General features: G+C 65.7%; 18 protein-coding genes. 6 read left to right on the forward strand and 12 right to left on the reverse strand.

Annotation, left to right across the window (positions count from 1 at the left end):
• The first annotated feature begins 38 nt into the window (after positions 1 to 38).
• The 5 genes from ACNJYA_RS03205 (at position 39) to ACNJYA_RS03225 (ending at position 7879) form a co-directional block, all read left to right on the forward strand.
• The gene (locus tag ACNJYA_RS03205) at positions 39 to 1151 is read left to right on the forward strand and encodes an NADH:flavin oxidoreductase/NADH oxidase (protein ID WP_439402034.1); all 1113 of its coding nucleotides are present in this window, start codon (positions 39 to 41) and stop codon (positions 1149 to 1151) included.
• 202 nt (positions 1152 to 1353) lie between these two features.
• Positions 1354 to 1761, forward strand: coding sequence for a hypothetical protein (locus ACNJYA_RS03210; protein WP_172786554.1), 408 nt, complete (start codon positions 1354 to 1356; stop codon positions 1759 to 1761).
• Positions 1762 to 2045: 284 nt separating this feature from the next.
• Complete coding sequence (locus ACNJYA_RS03215) at positions 2046 to 3245, forward strand: efflux RND transporter periplasmic adaptor subunit (RefSeq protein WP_439365360.1); 1200 nt, start codon at positions 2046 to 2048, stop codon at positions 3243 to 3245.
• Positions 3242 to 6409 (forward strand): efflux RND transporter permease subunit, encoded by a 3168-nt coding sequence (locus ACNJYA_RS03220; RefSeq protein WP_439365361.1) that lies wholly within the window; start codon positions 3242 to 3244, stop codon positions 6407 to 6409. The genes ACNJYA_RS03215 and ACNJYA_RS03220 overlap by 4 nt, the downstream gene beginning before the upstream one ends.
• Positions 6410 to 6688: 279 nt before the next feature.
• Positions 6689 to 7879, forward strand: a complete 1191-nt coding sequence (locus ACNJYA_RS03225; protein ID WP_172786557.1) for an ABC transporter substrate-binding protein — start codon at positions 6689 to 6691, stop codon at positions 7877 to 7879.
• A 62-nt stretch (positions 7880 to 7941) separates the two neighbouring features.
• Here ACNJYA_RS03225 and ACNJYA_RS03230 read toward each other — a convergent pair whose 3' ends face one another.
• The 4 genes from ACNJYA_RS03230 to ACNJYA_RS03245 are packed head-to-tail and all read right to left on the reverse strand — an operon-like array spanning position 7942 to position 12545.
• Positions 7942 to 8331 (reverse strand): MAPEG family protein, encoded by a 390-nt coding sequence (locus tag ACNJYA_RS03230; RefSeq protein WP_271505875.1) that lies wholly within the window; start codon positions 8329 to 8331, stop codon positions 7942 to 7944.
• 29 nt (positions 8332 to 8360) lie between these two features.
• Positions 8361 to 9443: a lipocalin-like domain-containing protein gene (locus ACNJYA_RS03235; RefSeq protein WP_439365362.1), complete on the reverse strand. Its 1083-nt coding sequence runs from the start codon at positions 9441 to 9443 to the stop codon at positions 8361 to 8363.
• Positions 9433 to 11895 carry an FtsX-like permease family protein gene (locus ACNJYA_RS03240; RefSeq protein WP_439402035.1) on the reverse strand — a complete coding sequence of 821 codons (2463 nt, stop codon included), beginning with the start codon at positions 11893 to 11895 and terminating at the stop codon, positions 9433 to 9435. Before ACNJYA_RS03240 ends, ACNJYA_RS03235 begins: the two co-directional genes overlap by 11 nt.
• Entirely contained in the window at positions 11892 to 12545 is a 654-nt protein-coding gene (locus ACNJYA_RS03245) for an ABC transporter ATP-binding protein (protein WP_212258897.1), read from the reverse strand. The genes ACNJYA_RS03240 and ACNJYA_RS03245 overlap by 4 nt, the downstream gene beginning before the upstream one ends.
• 161 nt (positions 12546 to 12706) lie before the next feature.
• Between ACNJYA_RS03245 and ACNJYA_RS03250 the strand changes: the two genes are divergently transcribed.
• Positions 12707 to 14032, forward strand: coding sequence for an MFS transporter (locus ACNJYA_RS03250; protein ID WP_212258895.1), 1326 nt, complete (start codon positions 12707 to 12709; stop codon positions 14030 to 14032).
• Between the two features lie 194 nt (positions 14033 to 14226).
• Here ACNJYA_RS03250 and ACNJYA_RS03255 read toward each other — a convergent pair whose 3' ends face one another.
• The 8 genes from ACNJYA_RS03255 to soxZ form a co-directional block, all read right to left on the reverse strand.
• Entirely contained in the window at positions 14227 to 15945 is a 1719-nt protein-coding gene (locus ACNJYA_RS03255) for an N-acyl-D-amino-acid deacylase family protein (protein WP_212258893.1), read from the reverse strand.
• 103 nt (positions 15946 to 16048) lie between these two features.
• Complete coding sequence (locus tag ACNJYA_RS03260) at positions 16049 to 17254, reverse strand: MFS transporter (protein ID WP_439402036.1); 1206 nt, start codon at positions 17252 to 17254, stop codon at positions 16049 to 16051.
• 136 nt (positions 17255 to 17390) lie between these two features.
• Positions 17391 to 17591 carry a hypothetical protein gene (locus tag ACNJYA_RS03265; protein ID WP_439402037.1) on the reverse strand — a complete coding sequence of 67 codons (201 nt, stop codon included), beginning with the start codon at positions 17589 to 17591 and terminating at the stop codon, positions 17391 to 17393.
• A gap of 85 nt (positions 17592 to 17676) precedes the next feature.
• Positions 17677 to 18714: an MBL fold metallo-hydrolase gene (locus ACNJYA_RS03270; protein ID WP_439365368.1), complete on the reverse strand. Its 1038-nt coding sequence runs from the start codon at positions 18712 to 18714 to the stop codon at positions 17677 to 17679.
• Positions 18715 to 18841: 127 nt separating this feature from the next.
• Positions 18842 to 20593, reverse strand: coding sequence for a thiosulfohydrolase SoxB (gene soxB, locus ACNJYA_RS03275; RefSeq protein WP_212258890.1), 1752 nt, complete (start codon positions 20591 to 20593; stop codon positions 18842 to 18844).
• Positions 20594 to 20643: 50 nt separating this feature from the next.
• Positions 20644 to 20949: a hypothetical protein gene (locus tag ACNJYA_RS03280; RefSeq protein WP_212258888.1), complete on the reverse strand. Its 306-nt coding sequence runs from the start codon at positions 20947 to 20949 to the stop codon at positions 20644 to 20646.
• On the reverse strand, positions 20946 to 21809 hold the full coding sequence (gene soxA, locus ACNJYA_RS03285) for a sulfur oxidation c-type cytochrome SoxA (RefSeq protein WP_172786569.1): 864 nt from the start codon (positions 21807 to 21809) through the stop codon (positions 20946 to 20948). Before soxA ends, ACNJYA_RS03280 begins: the two co-directional genes overlap by 4 nt.
• Complete coding sequence (gene soxZ / locus ACNJYA_RS03290) at positions 21809 to 22120, reverse strand: thiosulfate oxidation carrier complex protein SoxZ (RefSeq protein WP_439402038.1); 312 nt, start codon at positions 22118 to 22120, stop codon at positions 21809 to 21811. Before soxZ ends, soxA begins: the two co-directional genes overlap by 1 nt.
• Positions 22121 to 22132: the final 12 nt, after the last annotated feature.

Below are 22132 nucleotides of genomic sequence, written 5' to 3' on the forward strand. Positions count from 1 at the left end.
ACTCCCATCATCATCCTCCATCCCCCGGAACTCCCCGCATGAGCGCCCTGTTTTCCCCGATCAAGCTGCGCGGCCTGACCCTGAAGAACCGCATCGTGGTGTCGCCGATGTGTCAATATTCGGCCGAGGACGGCGTCGCCACGGACTGGCACTTCACCCACATCAACAATCTCAGCCTGTCGGGCGCGGCGATGTTCTGCATCGAGGCGACGCATGTCGAGGCGATCGGCCGCATCACGCCGGGGTGCCTCGGGCTCTACAGCGATGCCTGCGAGGCCGCGCTGCATCAGATCCTCAATTCGGTGCGCAAGCATTCCTCCACCGCGATCGCGATGCAGCTCGCCCATGCCGGCCGCAAGGCTTCGAGCGCGCGCCCCTGGGACGGCGGCCAATTGATTCCGGAAGGGCAGGGCGGCTGGCGGACGGTGGCGCCGTCGGCGGTGCCGCACAAGGAGGGCGAGGCCGCCCCGCTGGCACTGGATGCGGCGGGCCTGAAGCGCATCCGCGAGGCCTTCGTCGATTCGACCAACCGCGCCGCGCGGCTCGGCATCGACGCTATCGAGGTCCATGGCGCGCATGGCTATCTGATTCATCAATTCCTTTCGCCGATCTCCAACAAGCGCACCGATGAATATGGCGGCAGCCTCGAGAACCGCATGCGCTTTCCGCTGGAGGTGTTCGACGCGGTGCGTGCGGCGTTCCCTGCTGACAAGCCGGTCGGCATACGGGTGTCCTCGACCGACTGGGTCGAGGGCGGCTGGGATCTGGCGCAAACCATCGAATTCGCGAATGCGCTGAAGGCGCGCGGCGTCGACTGGATCGATGCGTCCTCCGGCGGCGTCTCGCCGCTGCAGAAAATCCCGCTCGGTCCCGGTTATCAGGTGCAGTTTGCAGAGGCGATCAAGCGCGAGACCGGCCTGCCCACCATCGCCGTCGGCCTCATCACCGAGCCGAAGCACGCGGAGGAGATCGTCGCATCGGGCAAGGCCGACATGGTCGCGATTGCCCGCGGCCTGCTCTACGATCCGCGCTGGGGCTGGCACGCCGCCGCCGAGCTCGGCGGAATGGTCGAGGCGCCGCCGCAATATTGGCGCTCGCAGCCCTCGACGCAGAAGGCGCTGTTCGGCAAGACCACGTTCGGGGCGCGGTGAGGGCGAGTGTGGTGCGATGACGGCGCTATAAGCTCCGCTGTCGTCCCGGATCTGCGCTCCGCTCCGCGCGCTTGTCCGGGACGATTGCTGAGTGTGTTGCGCTCGCTCTCACCCCCGTCACGCATCCGTAAAACTCCTCGCCTTCCACCCACCGCAAAACTGGCCTAACCTCTCAGCACTCAACGCCTCGCGGAGGCTGGCCATGCATTTTCGTGTTCGTAAAACCGCCCATGTGTTCGAGCGCGTCGGTCTTGCCATGGCGGGGGCCGCGTGCGGATTGTTCGTCGGCGCCTATGTCGGCTCGGCGATCCCCACTCTCACCACGCAGGGCTTCCTGCTGCTGATGATGCTGCTCGGCGGCATCGGCTTCTATCTCGGCATCGATACGCCGCAGATGCCTTTCGACGATGCGCACAGCCAGATCGATGCCGCCGAGCTCATGAGCGCCGCCGGCACGCTGTGCGCCACGCTCACCGCCTTTGCCTCGGTCGCCGTGATCGTGCTCCGGCTCGATCCGCACATGGCCTGGACCTGGCTCGTCTTGGTCGGCTGGATTGCCGGCGTCGCCATGCAGATCGTCGCCGGCGCCAAGGCCAGGCTGCGGAAGTAGCTCTCTCTCATGACGCGCCCGCCTGAAGCGGGCATCTCGATGGATGGCCTCGGGAAAAGCTCGCAATTCCGAGAGCCCGGTCCTTCACGGCAGGGTCTGGCCAGCCTCGACGGCCTTGCACGGCATCATCCCTCTCCCTGTCAACCCGTCATCCGGTCAGGGCATCGTTCGAAGCATTGCACGCGCATCGGTCTTGAAGAGTTCATCTTTGCTGCCCATCTTGTGACGCCCGCAGGTAGAGGCGTACCCTGCATTTCCTGCGGCTTGGATGCGAGGACCTGGGGATGAGCGGACCGGACGGAAGCAGGCAGTTGATCAAAAAGCACGATTTCGTTCAGGTCAGCGCAATCGCCGGGCTTCTCGCCGCGGCATTCGCCCTGTCCGGCTGCGACAAGCCGGCATCGCAGGCTGCGGCCCCGCCACCGCCGCCGGTGACGGTCGCCCAGCCGGTCAAGCGCACGGTCACCGATTGGGACGAGTTCACCGGCCGCTTCGAGGCGGTGGAGGAGGTCCAGGTGCGACCGCGGGTCGGCGGTTTCGTCAACTCGGTCGAGTTTCAGGACGGCGCCATCGTGCGTCAGGGTGATCTGCTCTACGTGATCGATCCGCGCCCGTTCGAGGCGGTGGCCACTCAGGCGGAGGGCCAGCTGTCCGACGCACGGGCAAGAGTCGAGCTTGCCAAGCGCGAGCTCGATCGTGGTCTGAATTTGGTGCAGACCAGCGCAGTCTCCGAGCAGGTCGTCGACCAGCGCCGCCAGGCCCTGCAGGCCGCGCACGCCGCCGAGATGCAGGCCGAAGGCGCGCTGAAGGCTGCCAAGCTCAACATCGAGTTCACGCATGTGGCTGCGCCGCTGACCGGCCGCGTCAGCCGCCATCTCGTCAGCCCCGGCAATCTCGTGCAGGGCAGCGACACCGGCACCTCGACGCTGCTCACGTCGATCGTCGCGCTCGATCCGATCTACATCTATTTCGACATGGATGAGGCCACGTTCATCAAATACAGCAAGCTGTGGTTCGAGGGACGGCGGCCAAGCTCGCGCGATACGGCGAACCCGGTGCAAGTGACTCTCGCCGGCGAGACCAAGCCGTCGCACGAGGGCACCGTCAATTTCCTCGACAATCGGCTGGACGTCTCGACCGGCACGCTGCGCAGCCGCGCGGTGGTCAAGAACACCGATCTGTCGATCCTGCCCGGCCAGTTCGGCCGCGTCCGCCTGATCGGCAGCGCGCCCTACGAGGCGCTGCTGATTCCGGACGTTGCGATCGCGACCGACCAGTCCCGCAAGATCGTCTTCGTGGTCAAGCCTGACGACACGGTCGAGGCACGCCCCGTGGTGCTCGGACCGCTCGACGACGGCCTGCGTGTGATCCGTGACGGGCTGAAGGCCGACGACCGCGTCATCGTCAACGGCATCCAGCGCGCCCGCGTCGGCGCCAAGGTCGCTCCCCAGACCGCGCAAGCCCCAGCCGGTGGCAAGCCATGAATCTCGGCCGTCTCTCCATCAACCAGCCCATTTTGGCGATGGTGCTGTCGATCGTGCTCCTGATCGTCGGCGCGCTCGCCTACACGACGCTGCCGGTCTCCGAATATCCGCAAGTGGTGCCGCCGACCGTCGTCGTCACCACGCAATATCCCGGCGCCTCGGCGCAGACCGTGTCCGACACGGTCGCAGCTCCCATCGAGCAGGAGATCAACGGCGTCGAGGACATGCTGTACCTCTACAGCCAGGCCACCTCGAACGGCCAGCTCACCATCACCGTCACCTTCAAGCTGGGCACCGATCTCGATAAGGCGCAAGTGCTGGTGCAGAACCGCGTCGCCATTGCGCAGCCGCGGCTCCCTGAAGAAGTCCAGCGCAACGGCGTCACCACGCGCAAGAACTCGCCCGACATCCTGATGGTCGTGTTCATGCTGTCGCCTGACGACACGTTCGACCAGCTCTACATCTCGAACTACGCCCTGCTGCAGGTCCGCGACCAGCTCTTGCGCATCGACGGCGTCGGCGACATCCAGATTTTCGGCGCGCGCGACTATTCGATGCGGCTGTGGCTCGACCCTGACCGGATCGCCAATCTCGGACTGACCTCGGCCGAGGTGCTGGCGGCGATCCGCGCCCAGAACGTGCAGATCGCCGGTGGCCAGATTGCCGAGCCGCCGATCGTCGACCGCGCCTTCCAGCCCAACCTCACCTTCACCGGGCGGTTGAAGGACCAGAAGCAGTTCGAGGACATCCTGATCAAGGCAGGCTCCGACGGCCGCGTTGTTCGCTTGCGCGACGTCGCCCGCATCGAGCTCGGGGCGCTGGCCTATTCCACCAACAGCTTCCTGCTGCGCAAGTCGGCGGTGGCCATGCTGGTGACGCAGCGGCCGGGCTCGAACGCGCTCGCGACCGCAAAAAACATCTCCGACACCATGACGAGGCTCAAGGAGAGCTTTCCCAAGGGCCTCGACTACAATATCGGATACAATCCGACCGAGTTCATCGCCCAGTCGGTCCACGAGCTGATCAAGACCATCTACGAGGCCATGCTGCTCGTGGTCGTGGTCGTGCTGGTGTTCCTGCAGGGCTGGCGGCCCGCGATCATTCCGATCATCGCGATCCCGGTGTCGCTGGTCGGCACCTTCGCGGTGATGGCGGCGCTCGGCTTCTCCATCAACAATCTCACGCTGTTCGGCCTCGTCCTCGCCGTCGGCATCGTGGTCGATGACGCCATCGTCGTGGTCGAGAATGTCGAGCGCCATCTCGAGCACGGCCTCAGTCGTCGCGATGCCGCGCTGAAGACGATGGAGGAGGTCGGCGGCGCACTGGTCTCGATCGCGCTGGTGCTGTGCGCGGTGTTCGTGCCGACCGCGTTCCTCGGCGGCATTTCCGGGCAATTCTTCCAGCAGTTCGCCGTCACCATCGCGGTCGCGACCGCGATCTCCTGCTTCTGCTCGCTGACGCTCTCGCCCGCGCTGGCCTCGCAGATCCTCACGCCGCATGAGGAGAAGCGGCCGCCGGCGAGCTGGAATGTCATTGCGCGCGGCTGGAATGCGTTCACAGGCGTGTTCAACCGTCTGTTCGACCGGCTCTCGCATGGCTATGCCGGCCTCGCCAATTTCGTGATCCGGCATTCGGTGGTGATGCTGCTGTTCTACGTCGTGCTGATCGGCAGCGCCGGCTGGCTGATCGCGACCACGCCGCAGGGCTTCATCCCGGCGCAGGATCGCGGCTACGTCATCATATCGGTGCAATTGCCGGGCGCGGCGTCGCTGGCGCGCACCACCGAGGTCGTGCGCGAGATCGAGCGGATCTCGCTGGATACGCCGGGCATCGTTCGCGTCGCTGCCTTTGCCGGTTTCTCCGGCGCCACCCGCACGCAGGCCGGCAATGCGGCGGCGCTATTCCCTGTGTTCGACGAGCCGGAGGTGCGGCTGAAGAAGGGCCTGTCCGCCACCGCCATCACGGGCGAGCTGCGCAAGCGGTTGTCCGCGATCCAGGGTGCCTTCATCATCGTGATTCCGCCGCCGGCCGTGCCCGGTATCGGCACCGGCGGCGGCTTTGCCATCCGCATCCAGGACCGCCAGGGCCGCGGGCCTGAAATGCTCGCTGCGGCCACCGACGAGCTTGTCGCCGCCGCGCGCAAATCGCCCTTGCTGCTCGGCCCCGCAGTGTTCTCGCCGTTCACGGCCAACACGCCGCAGCTCTTCGTCGACATCGACCGCACCAAGGCGCAGAAGCTGGGCGTGCCGATCTCCAACATCAACGAGACGATCCAGACCTATTTCGGATCAACCTATGTCAACGACTTCAACCTGTTCGGCCGCACCTATCACGTCACCGCGCAGGCCGACTTCCCGTACCGAAAAGAACCGAGCGACCTTGCGCGCCTGCGCACGCGCAATGCGTCCGGCGACATGGTGATGCTCGGCAGCGTGGTCGAGTTCAAGGACGTCTCGGGGCCCGACCGCGTCGCGCGCTACAATCTCTACGCAGCCTCCGAGCTCCAGGGCGAGCCGGCGCCGGGCACCAGCTCGACCACCGCGCTCAACGCCATCAAGCAGCTAGCGAACGACACCTTGCCGAGCGGCTTCACCTTCGAATGGACCGACCTGTCCTATCAGCAGATTACCGGCGGCAATGCCGGGCTCTACGTGTTCCCGATTTGCGTGCTGTTCGTCTATCTCGTGCTCGCCGCGCAATATGGCAGCTGGACGCTGCCGTTCGCGGTGATTCTGATCGTGCCGATGTGCCTGCTCGCCGCCACCATCGGGGTGCGCATCATGGGCCAGGACGTCAACATCCTCACCCAGATCGGCTTCGTGGTGCTGGTGGGACTGGCGGCAAAGAACGCGATCCTGATCGTCGAGTTCGCGCGCGACATCGAGAACGAAGGCAAGCCGCGGCTGGAGGCCGTCATCGACGCCTGCCGCTTGCGCTTGCGGCCGATCCTGATGACCTCCTTCGCCTTCATCCTCGGCGTGCTGCCGCTGGTGATCTCGACCGGCTCCGGCTCGGAGATGCGCCAGGCCGTCGGCGTCGCCGTGTTCTTTGGCATGATCGGCGTCACCCTGTTCGGCCTTCTGTTCACGCCGATCTTCTACGTCGTGGTGCGGAACCTCGCGGAAGGGCGGCGCGACAAGAAGCCGGAGGTGGTGGCCCCTTAAGTGCAAGTGGTGGCCACAGGCTTATCCTCACTCTCCGCCGTCGTCCCCGCGAAGGCGGGGACCCATAACCCCAGGGAGAAAGCGTTGGGCGAGGCGGTAACTCCGAGTCTTCGTCCAACTCGATCCTGTGGTTATGGGTCCCGGGCTCGCGCTACGCGCGCCCCGGACGACGGAGCGCGCAGAATCCCATACTAACGACGAATATGAAATGGATGGGCGCACGCGGGGTTCTTCACTATCATCCGCGCGATTTCGCAGAAGAATGCTGGAGATAAACATATGAAATCAGCACTTTGGGCCGCAGCGGCCTCGGCCCTCTTGATTGCGGTTCCCGCCTCCGCGCAAGGCGTCAAGATCGGCATCCTCAACGACCAGTCCGGCGTCTATGCCGATTACGGCGGCAAATGGTCGGTCGAAGCGGCCAAGATGGCGATCGAGGATTTCGGCGGCGAGGTGCTCGGCCAGAAGATCGAGCTCGTCACTGCCGACCACCAGAACAAGCCGGATCTGGCCAGCTCGATCGCGCGGCGCTGGTACGACGTCGAGAATGTCGACATGATCACGGAGCTGACGACCTCCTCGGTCGCGCTCGCGATCCACGAGCTCTCCAAGGAAAAGAAGAAGATCGACATCGTCGTCGGCGCCGCGACCTCGCGGCTGACAGGCGATGCCTGCCAGCCCTATGGCTTTCACTGGGCCTACGACACCCGCGCGCTCGGCGTCGGCACCGGCGGTGCGCTGACCAAGGCCGGTGGCGACACCTGGTTCTTCCTCACCGCGGACTACGCCTTCGGCTACGCGCTGGAGAAGGACACCAGCGAGATCGTCACCGCCAATGGCGGCAAGGTGGTCGGCTCGGTGCGCGTGCCGCTCAACTCCTCGGACTTCTCCTCGTTTCTTCTGCAGGCGCAGAGCTCGAAGGCGAAGATCGTCGGCCTTGCCAATGCCGGCCTCGACACCACCAACTCGATCAAGCAGGCGTCGGAATTCGGCATCGTCGCCAGTGGCCAGAAGCTCGCCGGCCTCCTGATGACGCTCGCCGAAGTCAACGGCCTCGGCCTTCAGGCCGCGCAAGGTCTGGTGCTGACCGAGGGCTATTACTGGGATCTCAACGACAAGACGCGCCATCTCGGCGAGCGCTTCCTCAAGCGCACCGGCCGGATGCCGAGCATGATCCACGCCGGCACCTATTCGGCGACGCTGAGCTACCTGAAAGCCGTCAAGGCCGCCGGCACCAAGGATCCGGATGCCGTCGCCAAGAAGCTGAAGGAGCTGCCGGTCGACGACGACTTCGCGCAGGGCGGCAAGGTGCTCGAGAACGGCCGCATGGTCCACGACATGTATCTGTTCGAGGTCAAGAAGCCCTCGGAGTCGAAGAAGCCCTGGGACTATTACAAGCTGCTCGCCACCGTCCCCGGTGACAAGGCCTTCTTCACCGCCAAGGAAAGCGGCTGTCCGCTGACGAAGTGACGCTGTCGTGTCCCGGACGTGCTGCAGCGTGCCCGGGACACGCGCCCGCGTGATGCAGGGCTTCACTTCACCAACCGCAACACCACCGCTCCCAGCGCCCCGACCCACAGCGCCATGGCGGCGAGCGCCTGGATCGCGAAGCCCGTGCCGCGCTTGGCCGCTGCTTGCGAATAGCCGACGAAATAGACGATACGGCCGATGATCCAGATCGCGCCGATCCCCGCCGCGATGGCGTCGCTGACATAGATCGCGAACAGCCAGAGCGCGGGCAGAACAATCGGCATCCATTCCAGCGTGTTCATCTGGATGCGGAAGGCCCGCTCGAAATCCGGATGGCCCGCCATCGCAGGCACTTTGACGCCGGTCTTGGTGCGCGAGCGTGAGACGTTGATGGCGGTGAAGAAATAAAATGCGATCGCCAGCAGCGTGACGAGCGCGGTGAGATGATACATCGCGAAACCCCTTGAAGAGAAGCCGCGCTTCAATAGCCGGTCAGCTCGAGATAGCCAACGCCGTCATGCGTGCCGGCAAAGCTGATTGGCCCTTCCCAGTACGAGAAGCCGGTCCCCATCCAGGCTCTGGGATTGAGCGGCTTGCACAGGATCGCGAACGATCGCGACGGTATCGCGATCTCCCATTGCACCGGCAGCTTGCGTCCCGCGACTTCCGCCGTCGCCTTCGGCATCATCTGGATGTCGTTCCCTGCAATCATCTGCGTCTCGCCGCTGGCGCTGATCCAATTGCCGAACGGATAATCCTTACCGTCCTTCTGCCGCAGCCGGTACAGCATCAGCTTGTCGCCGGATGACAGATGCAGTGACAACCAGTCCCAGCCGGTCTGGTCGCCGTCGAGCGGCTGGCTGCTCCATTCCCGGTCCATCCAGGCCTGGCCCGAGACATCGACCGGCTTGTCGTCGATGCTGAGCGTGCCGCGGGCACGGTAGAACGGCTGGCTGTAGTAGTACGAAGCCTGCCCGCGCTCCGACTTGCGGCTGTAGCCGCGATCACCCTGCAATACGACCGGACGATCGGCCTCGAGCGTCAGTGCGTAGCTGAAATCGGTGCTGGACGCCTTCAGCCTCAGCGGCGCCAAGGTGCGATCGTCGGTGCGCTCGAGACCCTTCATCTCCCAATCGTCGATCCAGGCATCGAACGGTTTTGCCGTCACGCCGGCTTGCCCGACGCCACCGCGTGAAAACGTCTCAGAGAAGCGGTGGGTGTCGGCGCGCGTCACCGCCGCATGCGCCATCCACACCTGCTGATTGGCCCAGCCTTCGCCTTGCGGACCCGGCTGCGAAGCCTGGCGGAACAGCGTCCATTGCAGGCCGCAAGGAGCACCGCTCGCGTCGACGAGGTTTGCCGTGAGATACCACCACTCGATACGAAACTCTGGATGCGGTCCGTGGTCGGCCGGAAAGTCGAACGTCCTTCCCGGCGTCACCTTCGCAAAGCCGTCCGCTGTCTCGCCGAGCCCGGCATAGCCCTGCGCGGCCGCGCGGCGTGCGAGCGCCAGCGCAGCGATGCCGCCGGCGAAGGCGCGTCGCGTGATTGCTTCAGCGCTCATTGGCAAACACCTTGACGAGATTCGCCGGCTGCATCCGCGCCAGCCGGACCATCGGCAGCAGCGCCGCAAGCAGCGAGGCAAAGAGCGCCACCGCGACCAGCTCCACCAGCTGCAACGGGAAGACGTGGAACGGCAGTCGCCAGCCGAATGCTTTCACGTTCACGATTGCAATCAGGCACCACGCGACCAGAAGGCCGAGCGGCACGGCCAGCAGCGCCGTGAACAGCGCGACCGAGAGCGTCTTGGTCAGCTCGATCGCGGCAAGCCGCGGCCGCGTCAGGCCGATCGCCCACAGCGGCGCAAGCTGCGGCAGTCGGGAGTTCGCCAGCGTCAGCAGGCTCGTGAGCAAGGCGATGCCGGCGACGCCGAGCGTGAAGGCGTTCAGCGCCGACGTCACCGCAAAGGTGCGGTTGAAGATGCGGATCGATTCCGCCTTCACCGTCGCCTGGTCGGCGACGCTGCGGTCGTCGAGCCCGAACTGCTTCTGCAAGGCCGCGATCAGGGCGGGGATATTCTCTCTCGCGACGATCAGGCCGATCCGCGTCTGCGGCGTCTGCGGAAACTGCCGGAGCAGTGCGGCGACGTTCACCGTGAGCTGCCCCTTGGGGTTGCCGTAATCGGCATAGATGCCGACGATGTCGAGCTCCCAGCTCCCGCCCGGCGCCGGCACCTCGACGACGTCGCCGATCTGCACGTTCAGCCGGCGGCTCAATTGCTCGCTGATGAAGGCGGCATTGCCCGGCACCAGCCGAGTCCAGGCGCGCGGCGCGGTCTCGAGCAGCGGCCAGCGCTCGCGATAGAGCGCGTGATCGGGCAGGCCGAGCAGCTCCACCGGCTGGCCCTGAACCTGCGCTTCGGCGCGTCCGCCCGAGAGGATCGCCTGAACATCGCCGCGATTCTTCAGCCAGTTGCGGATCGCGACGCCCTGCGCATTGTCGGACGCGCTGACGTAGACGTCGGCGGCGAGCCGCCCGTTGAGCCAGCCGATGAAGGTGCGGCTGAAGGTCTCGACCATGGTGGAGACCCCGACATTGACGGCAAGCGCGAGCAGCAGCGCCATCAGCGCCAGCGACAATCCGGAAAGCTGCTGCCGGCTGTCCGCCCAGAACCACAGCGCGAGCGGGCCGCGCGCGAGGCGCTGACCCACGAGCAGGATGATGTCGAGGAAGGCCGGCAGGATCAGTGCCGCACCGAACATCAGCGCGGCCAGCACGCCGAACCCTGCGATCAGCGATTGCCCGTAGTGGAGCAGCATCAGCGCGACGGCGAACACGGCGCAGGCCGCACAGCTCTGCAGGATCAGCCAGCGGCGTTGCCGCTGCTGCCAGGCGCCCGGCTGCGCCGTCGCCAGCACCGGCATCCTGATCGCCTTGATCAGGCTCGTCGCCGCCGCCACGAGCGCGCCCGCAACGCTGATGCCGATGCCGGCGAGCCACCATTCGCCTCGCAGGCTGAGCTGCCCCGGGATCTGCGCGCCATAGAGCCCGCGCAGCGAGGCCGCGACATCGGGCAGCAGGGCGGCTGCGATGAAATAGCCGCAAGCGAGCCCGATCAGGCCTGCGGCCAGCGCCAGTGCAACCAGCTCGATCACCAGCACCGTATTGACCAGTCGCGCCGAGGCGCCACAGGCGCGCAAGGTGCGCAGCATCGGCAGCCGCTGCTCGAAGGCAAGGCCCACGGCAGAATTGACGATGAACAGGCCGACGAAGAACGACAGCAGGCCGAAGGCGGTGAGGTTGAGATGAAAACTGTCGGTGAGACGCTCCAACTCCGTCTCCGCATTCGGCTCTATCAGCTGCAACTGCTCGCCGACGACGCTCGCGAGCGGTGCGGGCTTGCCCTTCGGCTTGCCGATCAGCAGCCGCGAGACCTGGTCGGGCTTGCTCAGCAGCCGTTGTGCCACGCCGATATCGACCACGAGCACACCGGGTGCGAGTTGCGGCATGACGCGCAGCGGCGGCAGCTTTGCGCCGCTGCTGATCGCCGGGGCCGCGCCTTCTGCATGCTCCAAGTCCCTCAGCGTCTCCCGGGCCACCAATGTCTGGCCGGGCGGAGCAACGAAGCTGCTGAGATCCGCGGCACCCAGGCGCGGCGCATTGCCGACGTCGACCGGCAGCGTGACCGGCTCGATACCGAGTAGCCGCACCGAACGCCTGTTGATCTGGACACGTCCCTCCAGCACCGGCGACACCGGCCAGCTGGCGCGGCGGAGCTTTACGAACAGCTCCTGCGGGAAAGTCGCCGCATTGGGAGCGACCAGCATCGCCGTGCGCACGCCGCCGAACGTCGCTGCGGCGCGGTCATAGGCATTGCGGGCCTGCTGATTGATGGCCTGCACCCCGCTCCACAGCGCGGTCGCCGCAATCAGCCCGATCAGCAGCGTCGCGAATTGCATCTTGTGGCGCCGCCAATGGCTGAGCAGCACGGCGAGAACCCAGAGCGCGCGCCTCATGAGATGCGCCCCGCATGCAACGTGAGATGACGGTCGAGCGTGGCGGCGAGATGCAGGCTGTGCGTCACCATCAGGAAGCCGCAGCCGGTGCGCGAGACGAGATCGCGCGCCAGTGCCAGCACCTCCTCGGCAGTGGCTTCGTCGAGATTGCCGGTCGGCTCGTCCGCCAGCAGCAGCGAGGGCTTTGTCGCCAGCGCCCGGCCGATCGCGACCCGCTGCTGCTGGCCGCCGGATATTTGCTCTGGATAACGCTTGAGCAGGCTGCCGAGTCCGAGCCGCTCGACAAGCTCCTTGGTCCAGGCCGCATCATGCCGGCCGGCAATCCGGGCCTGGAAGGAGAGATTGTCCGCGACGGAGAGGCTCGGGATCAGGTTGAATTGCTGAAAAACCAGGCCGATGCGATCGCGGCGCAAGCTGGCCCGTCCTGTGTCCGAGAGCTTGGTGACCTCGATGTCGCCCAGCCGGATCGAGCCGCCGTCGGCGGCATCGAGCCCGGCGATCAGGTGCAGCAGCGTGCTCTTGCCGCTGCCGGATTCACCGGTCAGTGCGACGCGCTCGCCAGCCCCGAGGTCAAGGTCGACGCCGCGCAGAACGTGGACGGGCTCGCCCGCCGAGGAGAAGGTCTTTGAGAGGTTTCGGATGCTCAGCACGGGCCTGCCACTTCTCTTCCACCTCTCCCATAGGGAGAGGTAAGAATGCTGCGTAGCACACCTGATGCGGAAATGCCGGGGTTGCGTTGGCCCTGAAGCCGCTGTTAGCTTCCAAGACGGCCAAATCAAAAAAGTGCCGAAAAAGACATGCGGGGAGAATGATGAGCGCTCAGGGAACGCCGAATGTGGCGGCTAGAACGACCAAGACGCCACAGGGCGCCTGGACCGTTACATTTCTCCTCTTTCTCTTCATGGTGGTGAACTTCGCGGACAAGATCGTCGTCGGTCTCGCCGGCGTGCCGATCATGACCGACATGAAGCTCAGCGCCGAGCAGTTCGGCCTGCTCGGGTCCTCGTTCTTCTTCCTGTTCTCGATCTCGGCCATCGTGGTTGGCTTCATCGTCAACAAGGTGCCGACGCGCTGGGTGCTGTTGACGCTGGCGGTGATCTGGGCGGTGGCGCAGTTCCCGATGGTCGGCACGGTATCCTTCACCACGCTTCTGATCTGCCGCATCGTGCTGGGGGCCGGCGAAGGCCCGGCCTTCTCGGTCGCCGCGCACGCGATCTACAAATGGTTCCCCGACGAGAAGCGCACGCTGCCGACCGCGATCCTGTCGCAGGGCTCGGCCTTCGGCGTCATCCTCGCGGTGCCGGCGCTGAACTGGATCATCGTCAACCATTCCTGGCACTACGCCTTCGGTGCGCTCGGAATCGTCGGCCTGATCTGGGTCGCGGCCTGGCTCGCGCTCGGCAAGGAAGGCCCGCTGGAGGATACCGAGGTCCTGGCCGCCACCGAGCCGAAGATTCCGTACGTGCAGCTGCTGACCTCGCGCACCTTCCTCGGCTGCGTGATCGCGACCTTCGGCGCCTATTGGGCGCTGTCGCTCGGCCTCACCTGGTTCACGCCCTTCATCGTCAAGGGGCTCGGCTTCTCGCAGAGCCAGGCCGGCTTCATCTCGATCCTGCCCTGGGTGTTCGGCGCCACCATCGTCATCCTCACCGGCTGGATCTCGCAGGTGATGATGGCGCGCGGCTACACCACGCGCATCTCGCGCGGCGTGCTCGGCTCGGTGCCGCTGATCATTGGCGGCCTGATCCTCACCGCGATGGCGCATGTCGAGGGCGCCGGCCTGCAGATCGCGCTGCTCGTCGTCGGCTCCGGCCTGTGCGGTGCGATCTACGTGGTCTGCCCGCCGATGCTCGGCGAGTTCACCCCGGCCTCGCAGCGCGGCGCGGTGATCGCGATCTACGGCGCGCTTTACACGCTCTCAGGGATCATCGCGCCGAGCGTGATGGGCACCGTGATCCAGCGCGCCGGCACCATGCTCGACGGCTACCTGACCGGCTTCACCATCAACGCGGCGGTCATGATTGGCTCCGGCGTCATCGGCCTGCTGCTGCTGTGGCCGAACACGGAGAAGGCCAGGCTGACGCGTGGTGCGGCGCCGCAGGGCACAGCGCTGAAGGGCGCGGTGTCGCCGACGTAAGGGGAGGCGCGCTCTTTCTTACCCTCCCCTGGAGGGGGAGGGTCGATCGCGCAAAGCGCGAGCGGGGTGGGGTGATCTCTCCGCTCGGGCACCGTATCGGTGGAGAGAGACTGTCACCCCACCCCGTCTCACATGTCGCTGCGCTCCATGTGAGCCGACCCTCCCCCTCCAGGGGAGGGTGAGCGGTCGCCTCGCTAGCTCGCCATCTCCTGCGCGCCACGAATCAGCTTGCCCGGCCGCCGCCCGGTGGCTTCGCCGTGCCGCCGCGTCACCACGCCCGAGACGATCGTCGCCTCATAGCCGTCGACATCCTGCAACAGCCTGCGACCGCCGACCGGCAGGTCGTAATGCACCTTCGGCGGATGCAGATGCAGCCGGTCGTAGTCGATCACGTTGACGTCGGCTTTATAGCCGGGAGCAATGAGCCCGCGGTCGGTGAGGCCGACCGAGAGCGCGGTCTTGCGCGACTGCGCGGCGACCACGAACGGGATCGACAGCTTCTCGCCGCGCGTGCGGTCACGCGTCCAGTGCGTCAGCAGATAGGTCGGAAAGCTGGCATCGCAGATGATGCCGCAATGCGCGCCGCCGTCGGAGAGGCCCGGCACCGATTGCGGATCGAGCAGCATCTCGCGCGTCGCATCGAGATTGCCATCGGAATAGTTCAGGAACGGCACGTAGAGCATGCCGCGCCCGTCGTCCGACAGCATGGCCTCGTACGCGAGCTCCTCCGGCTGCCTTCCCTGCTGGCGCGCCCGCGGCCCCAGCGCGTTCTCCGGCGGCTGCTCGTAGTCGGGGGGATCGCCGAGCAAAAACATCTTGTCGTAGTTGGGTCGGAAGAACAGCGGATCGTCGGTCGCAGTCGCCGTCTCGCTCAGGATCGCCTTGCGCATGTCGGCTTGACGCAGCTGCATCAGCCGCTCCTTCAACGGCAGGTGCGCGATCGCCTTGTAGCTCGGATGGGTCTGGAACGGATTGCGCGAAAGCTCGAGCCCGAGCAGGAGGCCGACGGGCCGGGCTGCGATCTGCGCGGTGATGGAGAGGCCGCGCCTGGCGGCTGCATTGATCTCGTCCAGCGTCTGGCGCCAGCGGTTTGGCGCCTTGTCGTTCTGCGTGATCGAGAACGAGATCGGGCATTTTGTGCTGTCCGCCACCCGCAGCATCATCGGCAGGTCTTCGTGGATGGTGGAGAGGTCGAGCACGAATTGCAGCACGCTGCGCCCCTGCCGGTGCATCGCGCCGGCAATCGCGGTGAGCTCGTCCTCGCCGGCCTTCAGGGTCGGCGTGAAATCGCCGGTCGAGGTGCGGTGGTTGAGCGTGCGCGAGGTCGAGAAGCCGAGCGCGCCCGCGCGCACGGCCTCGCCCGCGAGCTTCGCCATCGCCGCGTTGTCCTCAGGCGTCGAGGGATCGCGGCGTGCGCCGCGCTCGCCCATGACATAGACGCGCAGCGCGGCATGCGGCAGCTGCGCGCCGACGTCGATGTCGAAATCGCGCTTGCCGAGCCAGTTCATGTAGTCCGGAAAGCTCTCCCAGGCCCAGGGAATGCCGGCACTCAGCACCGGCTCGGGAATGTCCTCGACGCCCTCCATCAGCTGGATCAGGCGGGTGTGGTCGGCAGGCTTGCACGGCGCAAAGCCGACGCCGCAATTGCCCATGATCGCGGTGGTGACGCCGTTCTGCGACGACGGCGTGATGTCCTGGCTCCAGGTGACCTGCCCGTCGTAATGGGTGTGCACGTCGACGAAGCCCGGCGTCACCAGCTTGCCGCGCGCGTCGATCTCTTCGCGGCCTTTCGCGGAGACCTTCCCGACTTCGCTGATCCTGCCACCGGTGATGGCGACGTCGGCCTCGAACAGCTCGCCGCCGCTTCCGTCCGCGACATTGCCGCCGCGGATCACGAGATCAGGATTGCTCATGGTGTTTCTTCCCGTTTTTTGTTGCTTGTTTTCGTCGTCCCGGACAAGCGCGCTTTCAGCGCGGCCGATCCGGGCCTTCGCCGCGACGACAGATGAACCTTGGCTACGCCTTCGCCACCCGCCGCTCCGTGAACGGCGACAGTACCACTGTCGCCAGCATGAAGATCACGGACGCCCCGAACACCCAATGCGGCGCGCTCTGGTCCATGATCCAGCCGAACAGCAGCGGTGAGACGATGCCACCGAGGTTGAAGCCGGTGGAGACGATGCCGAAGGCGCGCCCCGCGGCACCCGCAGGCGCGGCATTGCGCACCAGCATGTCCCGCGACGGCGCGATCACGCCGGAGAGGAAGCCTGCGGTCGCCATCGTCGCCGTCAGGGCCCAGCCCGGCAGCGTCACCAGCGCGATCAGCAGCACGATGACCGCATTCGCGGCGAAGCAGGCCGCGGCGACATAGCCGTGACGCGCGGTGCGGTCCGCGAGGAAGCCGCCGGCGAGCACGCCCGCGGCGCTGGCGGCAAGGAACGCAGTCAGCGCGACATTGGCGATCGAATAGGACGTGCCGTAGCCGCTCATCAGCGCCACCACGCCGAAATTGTTGATGCCGGCGACCGACAGGCTGAGCAGCATGAACAGCGCGGTCAGCGTGATCAGCGCCGGGGTGATGACGGCCTGCTTCGGCGCGCTCTCGCTGCCCGGCTTCTTCTTGTGCGCGCCGGCCTCGGGGATGCCCATGGCCACCAGCAACACCGCCACCAGAATGGCGATCGCGCCGGAGGCGATCAGCGCGCCGACGCCGCCCCACACCGTGACCAGTGCCGCCACGATCGCCGGCGTCACCGCGCCGCCGAGATAGCCGGCAAAGGTGTGGACCGAGAAGGCGCGGCCCATCCGCGCCTCGTCCATGTGCTCGGCCAGGATCGCGTAGTCGGCAGGATGATAGACGCTGTTGGCGAGCCCGAGCAGCACGGCGCAGGCGATCAGCGCAGCGTAGCTGAGGTGCAGGCCGAGCAGGATCAGTGCGCAGCCGCCGAGCGTCAGCCCTACAAGCAGGATTTTGCGCGCGCCAAAATGGTCGACGAGATAGCCGGTCGGCGCCTGCGTCAGGCCGGAGACGACGGCAAGCGTGGTCAGCGAGAAGCCGAGCTCGACATAGCCGACGCCGAGCTTCTCCTTCAGGAACGGGAACAGCATCGGCAGGACCAGCAGATGGAAATGGCTGACCCAATGCGCGATCGAGATGCCGGTGAGCGTGCGCAGCGCACTGTCCGCCTTGCCTTGCTGCGGTGCGGCGAGAACGTCGACCATTGCAGTTCCGTTTCACTCCCGATGGACCGGCAAACTATCGGGGAGGGCGGTTATTTGTCCATGAACGCACGCGCATGGCAGGTAGTGCGGGCAGGGCGCCATCCCGCTAGCGCGCGATCAAAATCGGCGTTCCCACTCAGAACGGCTCGTCGTCAGGGCCATAGCGGTCGCGTTTCGGCGTCGCGATGTCGCCGTCTTCGTAATCGTCGTCATCGTTCGCACGGCGGGAGGAGGGCTTCTTCGCCTTCTTATCCGCGGCCTTGTTCTCGGCGATCTTGGGTGGCTCGCTCGGCTTGTCGGTCGTCTTCCCGGTGGTCTTATTCCCGGTCTTGGTCATGGCGGGTCCCGGATGGTGATGCTGCATCCGAATGTACCGCCAAATATGTGCGGCGCCTGATTTATCTCAAGGGGCGACGAGGTCGTCAGTGCACCACCGGCCCGCCCGCCTTCTTCCAGGCATCGAGGCCGCCGGCGATATGTGCGCTGTTGAGAAGCCCCGCTTCCTTTGCAGCCGCAACGGCCATCGCCGAGCGTTCGCCGAAGGCGCAGAAGAACACGACGCGGCGCCCCGTTGCGGCCGCGACCTCGCGCAGCATGCCGCCGGGCTTGAGGCTTTCCTCCACAGAGGGATAGGGCGTGTGCAGCGCGCCTTCGAGCATGCCGTGCTTCATCCGCTCATTGGTCTCGCGCAAGTCCACGAGCAGGATGTCGGGCCGGCCGAGGCTGCGGATCGCCTCGATCGCGCTGAGCGCGCGGCCCTCTTTCTCGAGCTCCTCCTGATGCAGGCCGACATGCATGTTGGCGGGGATCGCCACGTCCATCATCTTCGGATTTGGCAGCTTCAGGTTGGCCATCAGCTCGACATATTCGTCGACCGAGCGCACCTGGAGCCGCGGATTGTAGCGCTTTTCCTCGCCGATGGTGGAGACGGTATCGCCTTTGTAGTCGTGGGCCGGAAACACCATCGTTTCGTCCGGCAGCTTCAAGAGACGGTTGAAGATCGAATCGTATTGCGCGCGCGCCGAGCCGTTCTGGAAATCGGTGCGGCCGGTGCCGCGGATCAGCAGCGTGTCGCCGGTGAAGACGCGGTCGCCCATCAAATAGGAATAGGAATCGTCGGTATGGCCCGGCGTGTACATCACGTCGAGCGACAGGCCCTCGATCGTCACCTTGTCGCCGTCCGCCACCCGCATGGCGACGACGTCGGCCTTGGTCTGGTCGCCCATCACGGTCATGCAATGGGTGCGGTCGCGCAGCTCGCCGAGGCCGGTGACGTGGTCGGCATGCAGATGCGTGTCGACCGCCTTGACCAGCTTGAGGTCGAGCTCGCGCAGCAATTGGCAGTAGCGGTCGACCTTCTCCAGCACAGGGTCGAGAATCAGCGCCTCGCCGCCGGGGCGGCTGGCGAGGACGTAGCTGTAGGTGCCCGAAACGCTGTCGAAGAGCTGGCGGAAGATCATAGCAGGACCCGGCTTGGAACTGACTTCCAAGATTCTACTACGGTATGGGTCCAAAAGAGAAGCAATTCACTGCGTGAACAGCGAAATCTAGAAGATTCTTATTGCGGGTGCGAGAGCGGCGACGGCATCATCCCAATCCGGCAATGCCTGGATTGCCCTCGACCCCCTTCAGCGTCACGCCGGAGCCCAGTCGCTCCTGAAGCATCCGGCCCGAGCGCAGATATTTGCCGACGACGTCCCATACCGGCGCGCCCTGCTGGCCGTTGACCGAGGCCCAGCCCGCGACCTTGTAGCGGTGGCTGGCGCTGAGCGCCTTGCCGCTACCGAGCTTCAGCTCCGAGATGCGGCTGCCGATCGCAGCGTCCGGCGTGCAGGTGTAGCTGAGCCCGCCGGCGCGCACCATGTCGCCGCCCTGCTGGTAGTAGGGATCGGCATTGAAGAGGTTGTCGCAGACGTCCTCGAGCAGGTCCTTGATCTGGGCCCCCGTCATCTCCTGCACATAGGTTTCGGGATAGGTGATCGCGGTTTCCGCCAGCAGATCCTCCATGGTCATCGCCTGGCCTGACAGTGCGGTGACGCCCCAGCGGAAGCCCGGCGACAGCGCGATCTCGGCATCGAGCTCGGTGCGCAGCGCGGTGCAGATCAATTCGTCCATGGGCCCGGAGAAATTGCCGCGGCGATAGAGCAGACGGTCGGGTGTCGCGATCTTCTCCGACCAGTCGGCCACATGCGGTGCACGGACCCGGCCGATGAGCTCGGCCATCGCCGGATCGGGCTTCAGCAGCTCCGAATAGACCGGCAGCAGATGATACCTGACATCGCTGACCTTGCCGCTGTCGAGCGCGAGATCGAGCACACCCAGAAATTTCCCGTTGGAGCCGGCATTGGTGACGAGCGTCGTGCCACCTGCGTTCTTCACTGGCATAGGCTGCGGTACGGCATCATGGGTGTGGCCGCCGAGAATGACGTCGATGCCGGTGACCCGGCTTGCGAGCTTGAGGTCCACGTCCATGCCGTTGTGCGACAGCAGCACGACGGCATCGACCTTGTCGGTGCCGCGCAAGGCATCGACATGCTTCTGCAGCTCCTCCTCGCGGATGCCGAAGCTCCAGTCCGGCGTGAACCTCTTGGGATGCGCGATCGGAGTGTAGGGGAAGGCCTGGCCGACGATCGCGACGCGATGCCCGCCGAGCTCCTTGATGACAGAAGGCTTGAACACGCGTCCCGTGGCCTTGTCGAAGGCGGGGGCGTCGTTGAACGCGGCCTCCTCGGTCAGGAACACGTTCTGCGCCAGGAACTCGCCCTTGAACCGCTCGAGATTGTCGCGCAGCGCCTGCTCGCCATAGGTGAATTCCCAATGCCCCGTCATCGCCTCGATGCCGAGCAGATTGGCGACCTCGACCATGTCGCGGCCCTGCATCAGGTTGGCCAGCCCCGTGCCCTGCCAGAGATCGCCGCCGTCGACGAGCAGCGAACGCCGCTCGCCGACATCGGCGCGCAAGCGATCGACCAGCGTCTTCAGATGGGCAAAGCCCCCGAGCTTGCCGAAGCGGCCTGCTGACTTCTCGAACTCGAAGCAGGTGAAGGCATAGGCATCGGCGCTGTCGGGCCGGATGCCGAAGCGTTCGAGAAAGGCGCGGCCGACCAGATGCGGCGGCCGTCCCGCCATCTCGCCGATGCCGATATTGACACTGGGCTCGCGGAAATAGACCGGATTGAGCTGCGCATGCGTGTCGGTGATGTGCAGGATCCGCGCAGTGCCGAACCGTTCGAGGTCGTAGATGCTGGCAGCCTCAGCGCCGCGGGCCAGGCGCGGCAGGGCGATCGTTGCAGCGGCAAGGCCTGCACTTTTCAGGAAATCGCGGCGGCGGATCGCCATCCAGGAATTCTCCGCGCCTCTCGTATGGACTGCGTTCACCGCGCGGCAGTCTAGCGGATTTCCATCGCCTTCCAGGCTTCTTTTTCGGAACTAGCCTGGAAGATCGACGCCTTCGCCAGCGCTTCGGCCTCCCTGGCCGCGGCCACCGCACGGTCGAAATCGCCGCCGTCGGCAGCCTTCTTCGCAGCCGCCAGCGCAGATACGGTCACCGTCCACTGGTTGCGCATGCCGGCCGCCTCCTTGGAGGCGGCTTCGGCGGCGGCATAGGCCGCCTTGTAGTCCGCCTCATTCGCCGCGCGCGCGGATGGCGCAAGGCTTAAGGCGAGCAGCATGGCGAGCGCAAGTGACCGCTTCATGGCCGTGCTCCTGGCCCTGAGATCGGCAGGCCGTTGGCGACGTAGGACAGGAAATATTCGACGTCGCGATATTCATCCGCCTGCGGCTCCAGCGGAACCGCGCGGGTCTGGCTGTTGCAGGTGACGAAGCGGCGGCTGGTCGTGCCCATGCCGCTCCATTCGGAGCGGTAGATCGGCATCGCGTTGACGATGCCGAGCGCCGGGGCAAGGGTCTCGGCGCGGATGCGCTCGCCCGGGCTCTGCACATGGCAGCTCGCGCAGGAGAAGTTCATCTGGCCGCGGCGGGTGTAGAAATAGCGCTTGCCGTTCTCGTACGCCGCGAGCGCGCGAGGGTCATCGGGAATCTTGATGTCCATCAGCTTGCCGCGGGAGGTGTAGGCCATGTAGGCGGTGAGCGAGGCCATCTCGTCCTTGACGTAGGAATAGGGCGCCTCGCCATTGGCCTCGCGGCAGCGGTTGAGCGCGAGCTCCAGCGTGATGACCTTGCCTTCCTTGCTGTCGAAGTACGGATAGTTCTGGCGGATGGCGATGCCGCCGTTCGGGAAGCAGTCGGCATAGGTCTTGCCGTTCTTAAACGGGGTCGAGAACATCTCCTTGCCGGCATCGAGCGCGAACTCGTAAGGCGGGAATTCCTCCTTCTCCTGCCACTGCCGCTTCATGTCCTCGTTCATGGAATACGGGCCGTTGACGAAATCCTCGTGCTTCACGTTCGGAAACTTCTGGAAGAAGAAGTTCTGGAACGCCTTGGCATCAGCAACGGGATCCACCTTGTCGGCAGCGATCACGCGGGGCGAAGCGAGGGCGAGCGCGACGAGCGCGGCGCCGAGCGAGCCCAGCAGGAGGTGGATGCGGGCCTTCATCACGCGATCTTCGCGGTGGTCGTGTCCGAGCCGCCCTTGTTGTCGGTCCATGAGATCTTGAGCTCGTCGCCCTTCTTGGCGCCCTTGAAGCTGAACTTGACGTAGGGGTCCTTGGAGACGGCGGTGCCCCAATCGGAGACGAACACGTCCTTGCCGTTACATTCGAACTTCAGCTGCTGAATGAAATGCGCCGGGACCACCTCGCCCTTGGAATCCTTGACGAGGCCGGTGTCCATGGGGTGCTGGATCAGCGCCTGCACCTCGGTGATGTCGCCGCTCGATGTTGCGCGCACGCGAATGCTGGATGCCATGTCGATCTGCCT

Source organism: Bradyrhizobium sp. BLXBL-01 (assembly GCF_051853025.1).
GTDB lineage: Bacteria > Pseudomonadota > Alphaproteobacteria > Rhizobiales > Xanthobacteraceae > Bradyrhizobium.

Excerpts from the sequence above, each read along its gene's own strand:
- ACNJYA_RS03205 (WP_439402034.1), top strand. The coding sequence starts at position 39 with ATGAGCGCCCTGTTTTCCCCGATCAAGCTGCGCGGCCTGACCCTGAAG.
- ACNJYA_RS03210 (WP_172786554.1), top strand. The coding sequence starts at position 1,354 with ATGCATTTTCGTGTTCGTAAAACCGCCCATGTGTTCGAGCGCGTCGGT.
- ACNJYA_RS03215 (WP_439365360.1), top strand. The coding sequence starts at position 2,046 with ATGAGCGGACCGGACGGAAGCAGGCAGTTGATCAAAAAGCACGATTTC.
- ACNJYA_RS03220 (WP_439365361.1), top strand. The coding sequence starts at position 3,242 with ATGAATCTCGGCCGTCTCTCCATCAACCAGCCCATTTTGGCGATGGTG.
- ACNJYA_RS03225 (WP_172786557.1), top strand. The coding sequence starts at position 6,689 with ATGAAATCAGCACTTTGGGCCGCAGCGGCCTCGGCCCTCTTGATTGCG.
- ACNJYA_RS03230 (WP_271505875.1), bottom strand. The coding sequence starts at position 8,331 with ATGTATCATCTCACCGCGCTCGTCACGCTGCTGGCGATCGCATTTTAT.
- ACNJYA_RS03235 (WP_439365362.1), bottom strand. The coding sequence starts at position 9,443 with ATGAGCGCTGAAGCAATCACGCGACGCGCCTTCGCCGGCGGCATCGCT.
- ACNJYA_RS03240 (WP_439402035.1), bottom strand. The coding sequence starts at position 11,895 with ATGAGGCGCGCGCTCTGGGTTCTCGCCGTGCTGCTCAGCCATTGGCGG.
- ACNJYA_RS03250 (WP_212258895.1), top strand. The coding sequence starts at position 12,707 with ATGAGCGCTCAGGGAACGCCGAATGTGGCGGCTAGAACGACCAAGACG.
- ACNJYA_RS03255 (WP_212258893.1), bottom strand. The coding sequence starts at position 15,945 with ATGAGCAATCCTGATCTCGTGATCCGCGGCGGCAATGTCGCGGACGGA.
- ACNJYA_RS03260 (WP_439402036.1), bottom strand. The coding sequence starts at position 17,254 with ATGGTCGACGTTCTCGCCGCACCGCAGCAAGGCAAGGCGGACAGTGCG.
- ACNJYA_RS03265 (WP_439402037.1), bottom strand. The coding sequence starts at position 17,591 with ATGACCAAGACCGGGAATAAGACCACCGGGAAGACGACCGACAAGCCG.
- ACNJYA_RS03270 (WP_439365368.1), bottom strand. The coding sequence starts at position 18,714 with ATGATCTTCCGCCAGCTCTTCGACAGCGTTTCGGGCACCTACAGCTAC.
- soxB (WP_212258890.1), bottom strand. The coding sequence starts at position 20,593 with ATGGCGATCCGCCGCCGCGATTTCCTGAAAAGTGCAGGCCTTGCCGCT.
- ACNJYA_RS03280 (WP_212258888.1), bottom strand. The coding sequence starts at position 20,949 with ATGAAGCGGTCACTTGCGCTCGCCATGCTGCTCGCCTTAAGCCTTGCG.
- soxA (WP_172786569.1), bottom strand. The coding sequence starts at position 21,809 with ATGAAGGCCCGCATCCACCTCCTGCTGGGCTCGCTCGGCGCCGCGCTC.
- soxZ (WP_439402038.1), bottom strand. The coding sequence starts at position 22,120 with ATGGCATCCAGCATTCGCGTGCGCGCAACATCGAGCGGCGACATCACC.